Consider the following 13867-nt stretch of genomic DNA (forward strand, 5'->3'; position numbering starts at 1 on the left):
TGGGTTGGCAGTTAAGCGGCCTCTCGAGACTGTATTACATAACCCGGCTTACCTTTACTTCACCCGCATCCCCGGTTGCGCCCCCTCGTCGGGATTGAGGATGTAGAGCTCCCTGCCGCCAGGTCCGGCCGCCAGCACCATGCCTTCGGAGACGCCGAAGCGCATCTTGCGAGGTGCCAGATTGGCCACCATCACGGTGAGCTTGCCTTCCAGATCCTTTGGAGCATAAGCCGACTTGATACCGGCGAAGACGTTGCGGGTTTCGCCGCCCAGGTCGAGGGTCAGCTGCAGCAGCTTGTCGGCCCCCTCAACGTGCTCTGCCTTGGCAATGCGCGCGATGCGCAGGTCGAGTTTGGCGAAGTCGTCGAACTGAATGGTATCGGCGATGGGGTCTGTGACCAGAGGAGAATCAGCTGCAGGTTTGGCCGTCTGGGCAGGTGCCTGTCCCGCCAGATCCTCTTTCGAGTGCTCCAGCATCGCTTCGATCTGCTTCGGATCGACCCGGGTCATCAGCGGTTTGAATTTGCCGATCTGATGTCCAGTCAATGGTGTTCTCAGCTGTTCCCAGGTCAAGGGCCCGATCTGCAGGAAGGCCTCCGCCATCTCGGCGGTGCCGGGCAGGATCGGTCGCAGATAGCCGATCAGCAGGCGGAAGAGGTTGAGGCCGTCGCTGCAGATGGCCTGCAACACCGCTTCCTTCCCTTCTTCTTTTGCCACCACCCAGGGTTTCTGTTCATCGATATATTGGTTGGCCCGGTCGGCCAAGGCCATGATCTCGCGTACGGCGCGGCTGAACTCCCGCTTCTCGTAGTGTTCGGCAATGACCTCGCCGGCGTTGACGAAGTCGTTGAACAGGGTTTGCTCGGTCACCTGATCCGCCAACTTGCCGTCAAACCTTTTGGTGATGAAGCCGGCACAGCGGCTGGCGATATTGACCACCTTGCCCACCAGATCGCTGTTGACCCGCTGGGCAAAGTCCTCCAGGTTGAGGTCGATGTCGTCCACACCGGAACCCAGCTTGGCGGCGAAGTAGTAGCGCAGGTATTCCGGATTGAGATGATCCAGGTAGGTGCGGGCCTTGATGAAGGTGCCGCGGGACTTGGACATCTTGGCCCCATCCACGGTGAGGAATCCGTGGGCATAGACGGCACTGGGGGTGCGGAAGCCCGCGCCGTGCAGCATCGCCGGCCAGAACAGGGTGTGGAAATAGATGATGTCCTTGCCGATGAAATGGTAGAGCTCGGTCTCGCTACCTTCTGTCCAGTATTCGTCGAAGTCGAGGCCTTCGGTCTTGTCGCAGAGGTTACGGAAGCTGGCCATGTAGCCGATGGGTGCGTCGAGCCAGACATAGAAGTACTTGCCCGGATGGTCGGGGATCTCGAAACCGAAGTAGGGAGCGTCACGGGATATATCCCACTCCTGCAGCCCGGCCTCGAACCACTCGCCCAGCTTGTTGGAGACTTCGCTCTGGACATGCCCGCCACCGGTCCACTCTTTCAGCATGCTTTCGAAGTCGGCCAGTTTGAAAAAGTAGTGGTCCGATTCGCGCTGCTCCGGTACCGCGCCGGAGATGGCTGAGACCGGGTTCTTCAGCTCTGCCGGTGAGTAGCTGGAGCCGCAGACTTCGCAGTTATCGCCATACTGGTCGTCGGCACCGCACTTGGGATTGGGACAAGTACCCTTGATGAAGCGGTCGGGTAGAAATATCTTCTCCACCGGGTCGTAGGCCTGGGTGATGGTGCGTTTGACGATATGGCCGCCATCCCGGTTGCGCTCGTAGATGGTGTTGGCGCAGTCCTGGTTCTCCGGTGAGTGGGTGGAGTGGTAGTTGTCGAAATCGACACGGAAGTCGGCGAAGTCGGCCTGGTGCTCCTTGGCCACTCTCGCGATCAGGGCCTCCGGCTCGATCCCCTCCTGACGGGCGCGCAGCATGATCGGCGTGCCGTGGGCGTCGTCGGCGCAGACGTAGGTACACTGATGCCCGCGCATTTTCTGAAAGCGCGACCAGATGTCGGTCTGGATGTACTCCACCAGATGGCCGATATGGATCGGACCGTTGGCGTAGGGCAGGGCGCTGGTGATCAGGATCTTGCGGGCTGTCTGGTTCATCTGGTTTCCAACTCGTCAGCGGGTCAGTTGTAAAACGAACAATTATCGCACAACAACCGGTTAAATAAACGTGCCATTGGTGGAACAGAGTGTTAACAGGCCCTAGGTAGACAAACCATTTGCGTTTATTCGCGTTCATTTGCGGACTTAAAAACCGATCTGCAATTCGCTACTGGTTAATGCTTTGTCCCTGCTGTTCGATACCGCTGAATACGGCTGTCACTGATCTATCATTCGACTGCAGTCAACTTCTCATCTCGCTGCAAATTATTCGTCATGTCAGTTCGTTATGCTTCCGGTATTTTTAACGTTTTGGAGGCATAGCAGTGCTGAATGTCGAGCAGGTTCTGACCGAACGTTTTCCCGGTTTTTTCAACAATAAACCACAGTTGTTGACCAAGCCGATGTTGACCCTGCTCCGGATGCTCTTCCACGAGCGGGAGATCAACCGCTTTCTGGAAGATCACCAGGGTCTACGCGGTCTTGATTTTATTGAAAAGGTACTGGAGTACTTCGACCTCGATTATCTGGTCTCAAACCGGGATCTGGAAAATATCCCACCTACCGGTCGTGTGGTGGTGGCGAATCATCCGTTAGGGGCGCTCGATGCCCTGAGTTTGATTTTGATGATCAGTCGGGTGCGTACCGATATTCGGGTAGTGGCCAACGATCTGCTCTCGGCCCTGGAACCGCTCGGTGATCTACTGCTTCCGGTGGACAATATGGGCGGCAGTTCCAGCCGCAAGGGTATCAAACAGGTCTATGAAGCCTTGGAGCGAGAGGAAATGGTCATTGTATTTCCAGCCGGCGAAGTCTCCCGGCTGCGTCCCAACGGTGTGCGGGATGTGCGCTGGAAAAACGGATTTCTCCAGTTTATCCGCCGTACCGAAGCCCCCATGCTACCGATTTTCATCGATGCCAAGAACTCCCCCCTGTTCTATGCCGTCTCTCTACTCTATAAGCCCATCGCCGCCCTCTTGCTGGTCGGCGAGATGTTCCACCAGCGTTCCAACACTATCGGCTTTAGGATCGGTGGGTTGGTGCCTGCCGCCCATCTCAATGTGGATGGAATCAGACCTAAGGCGCGGGTGCGTATGGTACGTAAACACTTCTATCGGGTGGCGCAGCGCAAACCGGGTATCTTCACCACCGAGCGCAGCATTGCCCATCCTGAGTCGCGACAAGCGTTGAAAAAAGAGCTGTCCAAAGGGCGGCTGCTGGGTGAGACCCGGGATGGAAAACAGATCGTTCTCATGGATTGGGAAATCGGCTCGGCCTTGATGCGTGAAATTGGCCGCTTAAGGGAACTGAGTTTTCGCAAGGTGGGCGAGGGTACGGGCAGGCGCCGGGATATCGACAAATATGATACCCACTATCGACACCTGGTACTTTGGGATGACAATGAACTGGAGGTTGTCGGATCGTACCGAATAGGCGAGGCTGGGCCGATCATCAACGATCGGGGAATGCAGGGGCTTTATACCACTTCGCTGTTTGATTTTGACGAGAGTTTCCAACCCTATGCGGAGCGGGCCATCGAACTGGGGCGCAGTTTTGTCCAGCCTCGTTATTGGGGTTCAAGGGCATTGGATTATCTGTGGCAGGGCCTGGGCAGCTACCTGCGTCACCATCCTGAGGTTCGCCACATGTATGGCCCTGTCAGTATCAGTGACCGCTATCCGAAGGCCGCACGAGACCTGATGGTGGTTTTCTACAAACACTACTTCGGATGTAAAAGTCGATTGGGCGAAGCAAAAATCCCCTATCAATTGGATAAGGCGTGTCAGGAGGAGTTCTCCCGGCACTTTTGCGGGGATGATTTGGAGAGGGATCTGCAGGAGCTTAAAAATCAGCTGGCGTTATACAACGTCACGATCCCAACCCTGTTCAAACAGTACACTGATCTGTGTGAACCGGGTGGTGTCTGCTTTCTCGATTTCGGTAAGGATCCCGATTTCGCCGGCTGTACCGATGGCATGATCCTGGTTTCCGTGGATAAGGTAAAATCGGCCAAGCGTAAACGCTATATCGGCGATTGATGTCAGTCTTGGTTGTCCGTCCCGTGTCAAGCAGCTATAGAAGCCGAACAGGATGCGCCTCTGTATCGCAATCAAAGGTGGTACATGCTTCTATGATGATATAGGCATCCATGGGCAAGCTGTCGACGATCTCGTCAATATCGAACCTGGTGTCATCGTCCTCGTCACCGCAGTACATCACCAGGTCGTTGCTGAAAAAGCACTCCTCGTCATTTCGTGTATCGTGGTCGCAGGATCCGAAGGCATCACAATTGGCGAACCCAAACTGAATGTCATTAGATTCGTCGAGATTACTGTTCACACTGAGAAAGAATCGGGCGGTATAGCCAAAGGCGCCGTTGTCGTCGACCTTCCAGATCAGATCGAACCTGCCGCCATTGATCGCCGGGTCGATGGATGCGCGGCCATCTTCCAGATCTTCGGTAGAGACGGAAACGTCAAACTCCTTAATATCGACATCATTATCATTGCCGCAGCTTACGACGATCAGGCTGATCAATGAGGTGAATAGTAGATTTTTAATCATAGTGAACCCTTCTTCCATGGACAGGCGGTAATGCCGCATAACTGTGAACTCGACCCCAGAAGCGGTTGATGCTTAGATGATATGACAATCGACGCATTAAGGGTACTCGATTATGGTGCACGGTTAATAGGTACAAAGACGCAGACTAATGATGCGCTGTTTTGCTGGATTCCTGTATCAATATATGCCATTTTGGACGTCTCCAGCTATGACGAAAAGTGGCCAGATCAGACTCCAATGCAAACCCGGTCTTTTCCTGACCATCCAAGAACAGGACCAGATCAAGCTGTTGCTTGTGTGTGTCGTAGTTCTGGTCGAACTGCTTCACGATCTCGTTGGCGGGTGTTGCAAGCCGTCCCAGGATCTCCACCACCGGCAGTGTCAGGCCGGCTTTTTCCCCATTGGCTTCATAGGCCTTATAGACCAGTTCAGTACAGACTAATTCCCTGTCGGTGATAAAATCAAAGTTGAAATCATAGGGTCTGCCGCTGTAGTGAAACGCCTGCAGGATCGCTTTCGCCTTGCCAAGTCTGCTGAGTCTCGGGCGTAGAACCGCCAGAGAGTCGGCGGCTGCGGAGTGTTCCAGCGAGGTGAAAACAACCCCTTCGCTGACGGCTTCGATTACCCGGACCAGAAAATTATTCTCCCGCATTCCGAGGCTCTCTGCGTAGGCCTCGGGATAGCGATGTTGGAGGAGTGCTTCGAACTCCCCACTGTCGACCCCTTGCTGGCGTACCCACGCCTTGATGTCGGCGGATTGAAAGTAGCGTTGACGTTGTTCAGGGGTGCCGATGAGGAGTGCGGCATGGGGCCAGAATCCTGGTAGTCCGATATTCGAGAGATACCATTCACGCCGTTCCAGTAAAATATCACCTGGTTCCAAACGGGATTGCAGGGATCTGACCTGTTCCAGTGTGATCAGTGACTGATGGGGTCTGCGAACGCGTACATCACCCATCCATTGGGAGATCCCTTTCTGAATCGGAAAAAGGGCCTTGAAGCTACTGTCCTTGACGATCTGGACCCCATTCTTGATCGTCTGCTTGATTCCCTTCCCCCTGCCATAGTCCCAGATCTTGGCCTGATCCCGCCGGATTCCCGGGTTCAGCCGGAACCCAGGCTCTTCGCCATGCAGGCGATAGGCAAGGGCAAGTCGGGCGAACTCCGTCGCAATGGCAATATTCAGGTAGTGGTATTTCACCTCTGCATAGGTGTCATGTTTGAGTCCAAGCTCAGGGATGGGCTCATTCAGCAGGGTGTGAAACTGAGCATTGCGCTCGGTTATCTGCAGAAAATCGAGCACATATCGATAGCGGGCCAGAAAAGCGGCATAGGCAATACGAAATGCCATTTTACGAACCCGTTCATCATGATGCTGTTCGTAGCCCGCGTAGGATTGACTGATCGAGTCTAGGATAATCAGGCGATCCAGAAAACTGATCCAGGTCGATAAGATCTTCTGCCGTTGCGCCCGATTGACGAGTCGATTGTCAGACGTCCTGGCAGGTGGGAATAGGTCACCGTTCAATCCCATGTAGCGGAGTGTGTCGGCCAGGCCGTTGCGTTGAATGAATACCACATCCCGGTCATTGATCAGTTGCTGTTGCAGGGATGTCTCAATGGAGGGTGAGGCCAAAGTCGCCTGGCCAACTGCGGATATGAGCAGTAAAAGGAGAATTGAACGATTCGGTTTTTTCACCCTTACACTCCTTGTGTTCGCATGCTGTGTGTCCTGCTCCGGTCAGACCAGAAACAGTAGTATCAGTCCACCTAAAATAAAGCGGTAAACGACAAAGGGCAACATACCGATTGTTTCGATAAAGCGCAGAAAGTAGTGGATGCAGAGATAGGCTGTGATAAAGGCAAGCCCGGCCCCCAGGCCCAGTGAGAGCCAATCGGCAGGTGTGTCACTGGACATCAGGTCCAGGGTCAGCAGTCCACCTGACAACAGGATGGTGGGAATCGAGATCAGGAATGAAAAGCGGGATGCGGCTCTGCGGCTCAGTCCGAGAAAAAGTCCGCCGGTAATGCTCGAACCGGAGCGGGAGGTACCGGGTATGATGGCCAGCGCCTGAAAGAGACCGATCACCAGTGCATCGAGCCAGCGGATATCATATTCATCCCGCTGACGCTTGCCGATGCGATCGGCAACCAGTAACAGGATGCCGAAAACAATGGTGGTAATGGCAATCACCAGGGGTGAGCGCAGATCGGTCTCCACCAGGGATTTCATCAGCAGACCGAACACCCCGACAGGCAGGGTGGCAATGATGATCATCCAGCCCAGGCGGGACTCTCTGGAACGGGCCGCGGGACTAAGCAAGGCACGGAAAAAGTCACTGCTTATGGAGACGACTTCGTGACGGAAATAGCCAACCACAGCGGCTAGAGTTCCAACGTGCACAGCCACATCGAAGGCAAGTCCCTGATCCGCATAATCGGTGACAACGGGTGCCAGGATCAGGTGAGCGGAGCTGGAAATCGGCAGAAATTCAGTCAATCCTTGCAATGCGGCAAGGGTGAATATCTGTATCAGTTCCATAACAGGAACGGCACCTGTCAGTTATTGGACCAGGGGGCATCCAGCTGTTTCCTCTCCCATGCAAGAGATGAGCTGGCAATGGTCGCAAGGTCATCGTAGCGTGGTGTCCAGCCCAGTACCTCGCGCACCTTTTCGGCCCCTGCCACCAGTTCCGGCGGGTCGCCCGCACGTCTCGCCGCCTCGATGATGTTAAGGGGTGATCCATTGGCGGTTTCCACTGATTTCAAAAGCTCACGCACAGAATAACCATGACCGTAACCGCAATTGAGGGTGGTCGATTCGCCGCCATTGCGCAGATATTGAAGGGCCTTGACGTGGGCATCCGCCAGATCTTCCACATGAATATAATCGCGTACCCCGGTGCCGTCCTTGGTGGGATAGTCCGTACCGAAGATGTAGACCGCCTCACGCTTGCCCACGGCGGCTTCACAGGCCACTTTGGTCAGCAGGGTCGCCTTCGGTGTCGACTGGCCGATCCGGCTCTCCAGGTCGCAGCCCGCCACGTTGAAATAACGTAGGGCGACATAACGCATATCGGAGGCGGCAGCAAGATCACGCAACATCATTTCGGACATCAGCTTCGAGGTGCCATAGGGATTGATCGGATTGGTGGGCGCCTCTTCGTAGGCGATACCCGATTCGGGTATGCCGTAAACCGCCGCCGTGGATGAAAAGACAAAATGCTTGACCCCGGCTTCGGCACAGCAGGCCAGCAGATTCCTGGTATTGCAGGTGTTGTTGGCGTAGTACTTGAGTGGATTTTCCACGGATTCGGGGACGATTGTGTGAGCGGCGAAATGCATGACCGTATCGATATCGTACTCATTGAGTATGTGATTCACCAGATCCGGGTCGCCTGTATTGCCGACGACCAGCTCGCCATGCAGAACGGCTTGGCGAAAGCCGGTGGAGAGATTGTCAAGGGTGACCAGCTTCTCACCGGCCTCACCCAGCTGACGGGCTGTGTGACTGCCGATATAACCCGCACCACCGGTAACGAGAATCCCTTTTTGTGACATTTGACACTCTCCTTAACTTATATTGAATGGCCGTTGCTAAAAATGAGGCACATGATAGCGGGGCTTGGGGGCGGAGTCATGTTTTGGGTGGTTGTGGTTAGCAGCCAGCAGTCAGCAGTCAGGGGGCAGGGGTGATCGGATTTTGAATAGCTTTCTGGTGTTGGCCGCCGTCTGCTCTGCGATCAGTTGCGGCTGTTGATTACGCAGTCGGGCGACCGTCTGCAGGATCTCGGGTAGGAAGGCAGGCTCGTTGCGTTCTCCCCGATGATGGCTGGCGGGCTGGTCGGGCGAGTCTGTTTCCAGCAGGATCGCATCCAGCGGCAGTGATTTGATCAGGCGGTGAAGCCGTTTGGCCCGTTCGTAGGTGATCGGTCCACCGAAGCTCAGATAGAACCCCATGTCGATCAGCCGGTGAGCCTGTTGTTCACTGCCGGAAAAGCTGTGCAGCATGCCTTGCAATCCTGCAAAGCGGCGCAGCGTGTTGATCACCTCTTCCACCGATCGCCGTGCATGGATGATTACCGGCAACCCCTGTTCCTCGGCGACCTGAAGCTGTTGTTCAAAATAGTGTTGCTGCAGTGCCGGTTGGGGATCCTCGATAAAGAAATCGAGACCGCATTCGCCGATCGCTACGGGGTGCTCCTGTTTAATCCAGTTCAGTAACAAGGTCAGGTGTTCATCGCGATGGTCGGAGAGATACATCGGGTGAAGGCCGTAGCTTGGATAGAGCTCGCTGTTCTGCTTACACAGCTGTTTTATTCTTGGCCACCATGCTGCCTTGATGGCAGGAATGATCTGTTCCAGGACGCCTGCGTTATGGGCGCGTTGCAGGGCCTGTTCTCGGTCAGCATCGAAGCTGACATCGTCAAAGTGGCTATGGGCATCGATCAACCGCGGGTGAATACCCATTGGTCTTCCTTGGAGAGTCGTTTGTTAAAACGGTAACCGTCCCAGTCGAAGCCCTCGATCTCCTGGGGATCCTGCAAACGGTTGTCGATGATATAACGACTCATCAATCCGCGGGCGCGCTTGGCGAACACGCCTATCATGCGATAGGCGCCGCTCTTTTTTTCCTTGAATTGCGGGGTGATGATACGGCCCTGAATCAGCTTTGGTTTGATCGATTTGAAATACTCGTTGGAGGCCAGGTTGATCAGGATGTCGTCACCCTGGGCCTTGAGATCCTTGTTGATGGCCTGCGTGATCTGTTCACCCCAGAAGGCGTATAGGTCCTTGCCTCGCTCGTTGGGCAGCTTGGTTCCCATTTCCAGGCGATAGGGTTGCATAAGATCGAGGGGGCGCAGCACGCCATACAATCCCGAGAGGATTCTCAGGTGACGTTGGGCGAATTTGAAGCCCTCTTTGTCTAATGTCTCGGCATCCAGTCCGCCGTAGACATCCCCCTTCATCGCCAGTGCCGCCTGTTTGGCATTTTTCAGGGTGAAGGGTGTCTTCCAGTCATGGTAACGATCGAAGTTGAGTTCCGATAACTTCATGCTGAGTTTCATCAATTCGGCCAGGTCCATGGCCGAGTAGTTTCGCAGGTTGTTGATCAAACTGCGCGACTGTTTGAGAAACGCGGGTTTGGTATGGGTTGTGGTAACCGGCGGTGACTCGTAATCGAGGGTTTTTGCGGGGGAGATCGTAATCAACATCTGACTCTACTACCTGGATCATGTTAACCCTTCAATGATCGCCAGTGTCGGGATCAATTACAACCGTTGTATACTCAGGGAAAACCCCGAAAGATTCGGGGCTACTGACGCTGATCTCCAGGGATAGGCAGTATCCTTATTGTCCCTGTCAGTCAGATACGATACCCATCCCATGCTAGGCTTGTGCTTCTGTACCCGTCTGACTTGGTCTACCATGATAAAAGCACAGTATAGATGTAAGGCTATAAACCGTCATGAGTGAGGAGATACTTCAGCGGCTATTGCAGGTGGTTCAGGAGCTGTATGCGGAAACCGCATCCTTGACGGAAAATGATAGTGAGCTGCAACTCTGGTACAACCGGGGTTATGCGGACGGCATGGTCGAGGCGATGCAAAAATTGGGTTACTCTGCTCCACTGGAGACCGCTGGTGTTGTCGTTGATAGGTCGTTGATTGCCGGCCACGAATTGCTGCCATGGGGAAAGGCCTACCGGCATGGGTTTGAAATGGGTGAAAAAGAGACTGGAGAGGTGCTGTAGCCAGGCCCTGTTGCCCCTGGAAAAGCGCCAATCGAGGCGCACCCCAAGGGCACTTCCTTCGGGGCGCAAGGAGAGAAGTTTGCTGATTCCAAATGAACATAGAAAAATCACACATCGCTCATTTTGCCTTGCCGGACGAAAAACCAGTCCCGGCAGAGCCGGTCGGTTGAGTGTTAACTGGTCCTTATGAAAGTCGTCTCATTCAATACCAACAGCATTCGTGTACGCGAGCATCAGTTGAGTCAGCTCAAGGCTGTCTATGATCCGGATATCATCGGCATCCAGGAGACCAAGGTGCAGGATGCGGACTTTCCTGTTGCGATGATCGACGGGCTTGGCTACAAGGCTGGATACCATGGCCAAAAGACCCACTATGGCGTGGCTTTGCTCTCCAAGGCAGACCCGATGCTCATTGCCAAGGGGTTTCCCGGGGATGATGAGGATGCCCAGCGCAGATTGATTGTCGGTCGCTACAATTCGCCCAAGGGTCGGCCCCTGACCGTGATCAACGGCTACTTTCCTCAGGGTGAGAATCGCTCTCACGAGGTCAAGTTTCCCGCCAAGCGTCGCTTCTATGCCGATCTTCTCGATTACCTGAAAAGCGAGCATGATCCCGACGAGGCGCTGTTGATTATCGGTGACATGAATGTGGCGCCGCTCGACAGCGACATAGGTATTGGTGAGGATAATGCCAGACGATGGCTGAAGACGGGTAAGTGCAGTTTTCTGCCGGAGGAGCGTGATTGGCTCAAGGCGCTGCAATCCTGGGGATTGCAGGATAGTTTTCGAACCCTCAAACCGGACGTGAGTGACCTTTTCAGCTGGTTCGATTATCGCAGCCGGGGATTTGAGCGTGAACCGAAAAGAGGGTTACGCATCGACCTGGTGTTGGCTACCTCCCCATTGATCGAGTGCTGTACCGATGTGGGTATCGCCTACGATGTCAGATCGATGGAGAAACCCTCAGATCACTGCCCCGTCTGGGCCGATTTCGATTATTGACACCTTAGGGCCAATTGGATTAGTGCAAACAGGCCCTAACCTTTGTATTCGGGTAAAGTCGATGCCAGAGGCCAGTCTGCGGTTTTACGAAGAGCTCAACGATTTTCTGCCACAAGCCTTGCGCAAGCGCTGCTTCACATATAGTTTCGACCAGCTGTTGAGTATCAAGCATTTGATAGAGAATCTTGGTGTACCCCACACCGAAGTGGAGGTGATTCTGGTCAATGGGGAGTCAGTCGATTTTACTTATGTGGTGCAACCGGATGACTGCATCAGCATCTATCCTGTGTTTGAGTCCATGGATATCACTCCCTTGCTGCATCTTCGATCCCGGGCGTTGCGCTCGCTTCGGTTTGTTGCCGATGCGCACTTGGGGAAGCTTGCACGATATCTGCGTCTACTCGGATTCGATTGCCTGTTTTTCAACGATGCCGGTGACAAGAACCTGGTCCGCATCTCGGTTGAACAGGGAAGGGTATTGTTGACCCGTGATCGGGATTTGCTGATGCATCGGCCCATTACCCATGGTTGTTTCATACATGCAACCGAACCGAAGCAGCAATTGGTGGAGCTAGTGCGGCGTTTGCAATTGGAAGGCATGTACAATCCTTTTACCCGCTGCATGGAGTGCAATGGTCAGATAGTGACAGCGGAAAAGTCGCGTATCGAGGATCAGCTGCCAGATCGCGTCCGTCGACACTATAATGATTTTTGGCGCTGTGATGAGTGTGGACGTATATATTGGAAAGGGAGTCACTACCGTGAAATGCAGGCATTCATCGGCTCCCTGGCCACTCCGCAAACGAAACAGTAGGAAATGACTGTGATGCCGCAATGGATAGTATTGATTCTACTCAGCCTCTCTTCTGCGCTACTTCCTGCCGAAGAGTTACACGACGGATGCCTGAAACGGGTCTTCATGCACTATTGCCTGGGGGAGAGTTTGGATCGGTTGTTGCAGCGGCGTCCGGTCGATATGGATCCCATCGTCAATGGCGACCGCGCCGGCATCATCTATACCAAGGGGCGTGAGCGGATCTATGTAATGGCCTTTCAAGGCCGTATCTACAAGGTGCTGAAGACCTACGAGCCTTCGAACCAGGTAACCCTGCAAAGGCTTCAACGTACGCTGAGCGAGAAGTATGGCAAGCATCGGGATATTAGTCATCTACCCAAGTATGCACGAAACATGGCGGGAAAAATCGGTGCCGTGCGCAGAGGTGAGGGGGAGCTCAGGTATCGCTGGCAGCTCCCTGCTTCGCCCTGGCGCGTCGAATTGACCTGGACCCGCAAATTGGGAATCTCCCTTGCCTATCTGGTGAACACACTGGACAGGCAGCAGCGTGAGGCCGATGAGAGCAGTCTCTGAATCCGATTCATTTGTGACACCGGCCAAAAAAACACATAGTCCTTACGCCGACACCGGGTACCGAGTGTTAAAACCATATATAATTTATGGACTTAAAAGGAAAGGATACAGGAATTAAAATCATGAAGCACTTATCGGTTAGTTTACTCAGTCTACTCCTTTCACTACTGCTGTTGCAGGGATGTGGCGGTGGCGGCGGTGGCGATAGCGACGGCCCCAACTCGTCAGGCGGTACGACCTACACTGGCTCGACCGCGGAAGCCACCATCGATGCATCGAATGCCAAGGACCTCGCCACAGGAGCGGCTTCAGGCACACAACAAGCGGTCGTATCGGATGCCTTGTCGGAAGTTGCGATGCGCCCACAGGAGACTCCCACATCAAAGCTTATGGATGTGGCTCCCAGGATTGCCCAATGGATAGACCGGCTGAGAAGTCCCAATGCCGCCAAAACGACCGACTTGACGGCGGAGATCTGTGATGCGGGCGGTCGCGCTATTGCGGATACCAATGAGGCCGAGACCGAAGGCAGCATAACCTTCACCAATTGCGCCCTGAGTGATATGGAGGGCGGTACATTGGTGGCCAACGGCTCAGTCACATTCAGCGCCAATACCGGTACCGACAGTTTGCGCATGGTTTTCAATGTCACTGTCACCTACATCGGTGATTCACAGGCAATCAACCTGACCCTTGCCTGCAGCAATATCTCCAGCGCCTCTGTGGCCTGCTCCATGACATCGGATTTCACCGGTATCGACGGCAGGGTCTATCGCGTGGAGGATCTATCGGTAAGCGGCAATGAGTTTTCCGGGTTCTATGTCAGTATGACCTTCTATGACCCGGATCACGGACGGGGCGATGTGACAACTTCCCAGCCACTCACCTACGATTGCGCGGAAGCCGTTCCCGGCAGTGGCATGCTTACCCTGAGTGGAGGCAGTGGCACCTTCGCAACGGCCAGTTTCGACAATTGCAGTGCATATACCGTTACCGTCGACGGAGTGGGCATAACCTATAACTGGTGAGTCGACAGAGAGTCGTCTGAACGCATCTTCGGTTGCGTT

General features: G+C 54.3%; 13 protein-coding genes. 6 read left to right on the top strand and 7 right to left on the bottom strand.

From position 1 onward, the window contains the following. Positions 1-54: 54 nt before the first annotated feature. Positions 55-2109 (bottom strand): methionine--tRNA ligase, encoded by a 2055-nt coding sequence (gene metG, locus CODIS_RS07020; RefSeq protein ID WP_069122809.1) that lies wholly within the window; start codon positions 2107-2109, stop codon positions 55-57. 326 nt (positions 2110-2435) lie between these two features. Here metG and olsF point away from each other — a divergent pair, with 326 nt between their 5' ends. Continuing rightward, positions 2436-4148, top strand: coding sequence for a bifunctional ornithine lipid synthase OlsF (olsF, locus tag CODIS_RS07025; protein ID WP_069122812.1), 1713 nt, complete (start codon positions 2436-2438; stop codon positions 4146-4148). A gap of 34 nt (positions 4149-4182) precedes the next feature. Here the strand turns inward: olsF and CODIS_RS07030 are convergent, their stop codons facing one another. The 6 genes from CODIS_RS07030 to yaaA form a co-directional block, all read right to left on the bottom strand. Next, positions 4183-4674 carry a hypothetical protein gene (locus CODIS_RS07030; protein ID WP_154723037.1) on the bottom strand — a complete coding sequence of 164 codons (492 nt, stop codon included), beginning with the start codon at positions 4672-4674 and terminating at the stop codon, positions 4183-4185. Positions 4675-4819: 145 nt separating this feature from the next. Next, positions 4820-6373: a YiiX/YebB-like N1pC/P60 family cysteine hydrolase gene (locus tag CODIS_RS07035; protein WP_069122817.1), complete on the bottom strand. Its 1554-nt coding sequence runs from the start codon at positions 6371-6373 to the stop codon at positions 4820-4822. A gap of 42 nt (positions 6374-6415) precedes the next feature. Then, positions 6416-7216, bottom strand: coding sequence for an undecaprenyl-diphosphate phosphatase (locus CODIS_RS07040; RefSeq protein WP_069122820.1), 801 nt, complete (start codon positions 7214-7216; stop codon positions 6416-6418). Positions 7217-7233: 17 nt separating this feature from the next. Further along, positions 7234-8235 carry a UDP-glucose 4-epimerase GalE gene (gene galE / locus CODIS_RS07045; protein WP_069122823.1) on the bottom strand — a complete coding sequence of 334 codons (1002 nt, stop codon included), beginning with the start codon at positions 8233-8235 and terminating at the stop codon, positions 7234-7236. A gap of 111 nt (positions 8236-8346) precedes the next feature. Continuing rightward, positions 8347-9144 carry a TatD family hydrolase gene (locus tag CODIS_RS07050; RefSeq protein ID WP_069122826.1) on the bottom strand — a complete coding sequence of 266 codons (798 nt, stop codon included), beginning with the start codon at positions 9142-9144 and terminating at the stop codon, positions 8347-8349. Beyond that, a complete protein-coding gene (gene yaaA, locus CODIS_RS07055; RefSeq protein WP_069122829.1) occupies positions 9123-9890 on the bottom strand; it encodes a peroxide stress protein YaaA in 768 nt (255 codons plus the stop codon). The genes CODIS_RS07050 and yaaA overlap by 22 nt, the downstream gene beginning before the upstream one ends. Positions 9891-10144: 254 nt before the next feature. Between yaaA and CODIS_RS07060 the strand changes: the two genes are divergently transcribed. The 5 genes from CODIS_RS07060 (at position 10145) to CODIS_RS07080 (ending at position 13828) form a co-directional block, all read left to right on the top strand. After that, on the top strand, positions 10145-10429 hold the full coding sequence (locus CODIS_RS07060) for a hypothetical protein (RefSeq protein ID WP_069122832.1): 285 nt from the start codon (positions 10145-10147) through the stop codon (positions 10427-10429). Positions 10430-10615: 186 nt separating this feature from the next. Then, positions 10616-11431, top strand: a complete 816-nt coding sequence (xthA, locus tag CODIS_RS07065; RefSeq protein ID WP_069122835.1) for an exodeoxyribonuclease III — start codon at positions 10616-10618, stop codon at positions 11429-11431. Between the two features lie 61 nt (positions 11432-11492). Continuing rightward, positions 11493-12245, top strand: a complete 753-nt coding sequence (locus CODIS_RS07070; RefSeq protein ID WP_069122837.1) for a Mut7-C RNAse domain-containing protein — start codon at positions 11493-11495, stop codon at positions 12243-12245. 12 nt (positions 12246-12257) lie between these two features. Next, positions 12258-12800: a hypothetical protein gene (locus CODIS_RS07075; RefSeq protein WP_069122984.1), complete on the top strand. Its 543-nt coding sequence runs from the start codon at positions 12258-12260 to the stop codon at positions 12798-12800. A gap of 122 nt (positions 12801-12922) precedes the next feature. After that, a complete protein-coding gene (locus CODIS_RS07080) occupies positions 12923-13828 on the top strand; it encodes a hypothetical protein (RefSeq protein ID WP_069122843.1) in 906 nt (301 codons plus the stop codon). The last annotated feature ends 39 nt before the right edge of the window (positions 13829-13867 follow it).

The sequence above is a fragment of the Candidatus Thiodiazotropha endolucinida genome, assembly GCF_001715975.1.
Lineage (GTDB): Bacteria > Pseudomonadota > Gammaproteobacteria > Chromatiales > Chromatiaceae > Thiodiazotropha > Thiodiazotropha endolucinida.

What these genes read in the sequence shown, in the direction of transcription:
- CODIS_RS07080 (WP_069122843.1), top strand. Translation starts at nt 12,923, where the DNA reads ATGAAGCACTTATCGGTTAGTTTACTCAGTCTACTCCTTTCACTACTG.
- xthA (WP_069122835.1), top strand. Translation starts at nt 10,616, where the DNA reads ATGAAAGTCGTCTCATTCAATACCAACAGCATTCGTGTACGCGAGCAT.
- galE (WP_069122823.1), bottom strand. Translation starts at nt 8,235, where the DNA reads ATGTCACAAAAAGGGATTCTCGTTACCGGTGGTGCGGGTTATATCGGC.
- CODIS_RS07060 (WP_069122832.1), top strand. Translation starts at nt 10,145, where the DNA reads ATGAGTGAGGAGATACTTCAGCGGCTATTGCAGGTGGTTCAGGAGCTG.
- CODIS_RS07040 (WP_069122820.1), bottom strand. Translation starts at nt 7,216, where the DNA reads ATGGAACTGATACAGATATTCACCCTTGCCGCATTGCAAGGATTGACT.
- metG (WP_069122809.1), bottom strand. Translation starts at nt 2,109, where the DNA reads ATGAACCAGACAGCCCGCAAGATCCTGATCACCAGCGCCCTGCCCTAC.
- yaaA (WP_069122829.1), bottom strand. Translation starts at nt 9,890, where the DNA reads ATGTTGATTACGATCTCCCCCGCAAAAACCCTCGATTACGAGTCACCG.
- CODIS_RS07050 (WP_069122826.1), bottom strand. Translation starts at nt 9,144, where the DNA reads ATGGGTATTCACCCGCGGTTGATCGATGCCCATAGCCACTTTGACGAT.
- CODIS_RS07030 (WP_154723037.1), bottom strand. Translation starts at nt 4,674, where the DNA reads ATGATTAAAAATCTACTATTCACCTCATTGATCAGCCTGATCGTCGTA.
- CODIS_RS07075 (WP_069122984.1), top strand. Translation starts at nt 12,258, where the DNA reads ATGCCGCAATGGATAGTATTGATTCTACTCAGCCTCTCTTCTGCGCTA.
- CODIS_RS07070 (WP_069122837.1), top strand. Translation starts at nt 11,493, where the DNA reads ATGCCAGAGGCCAGTCTGCGGTTTTACGAAGAGCTCAACGATTTTCTG.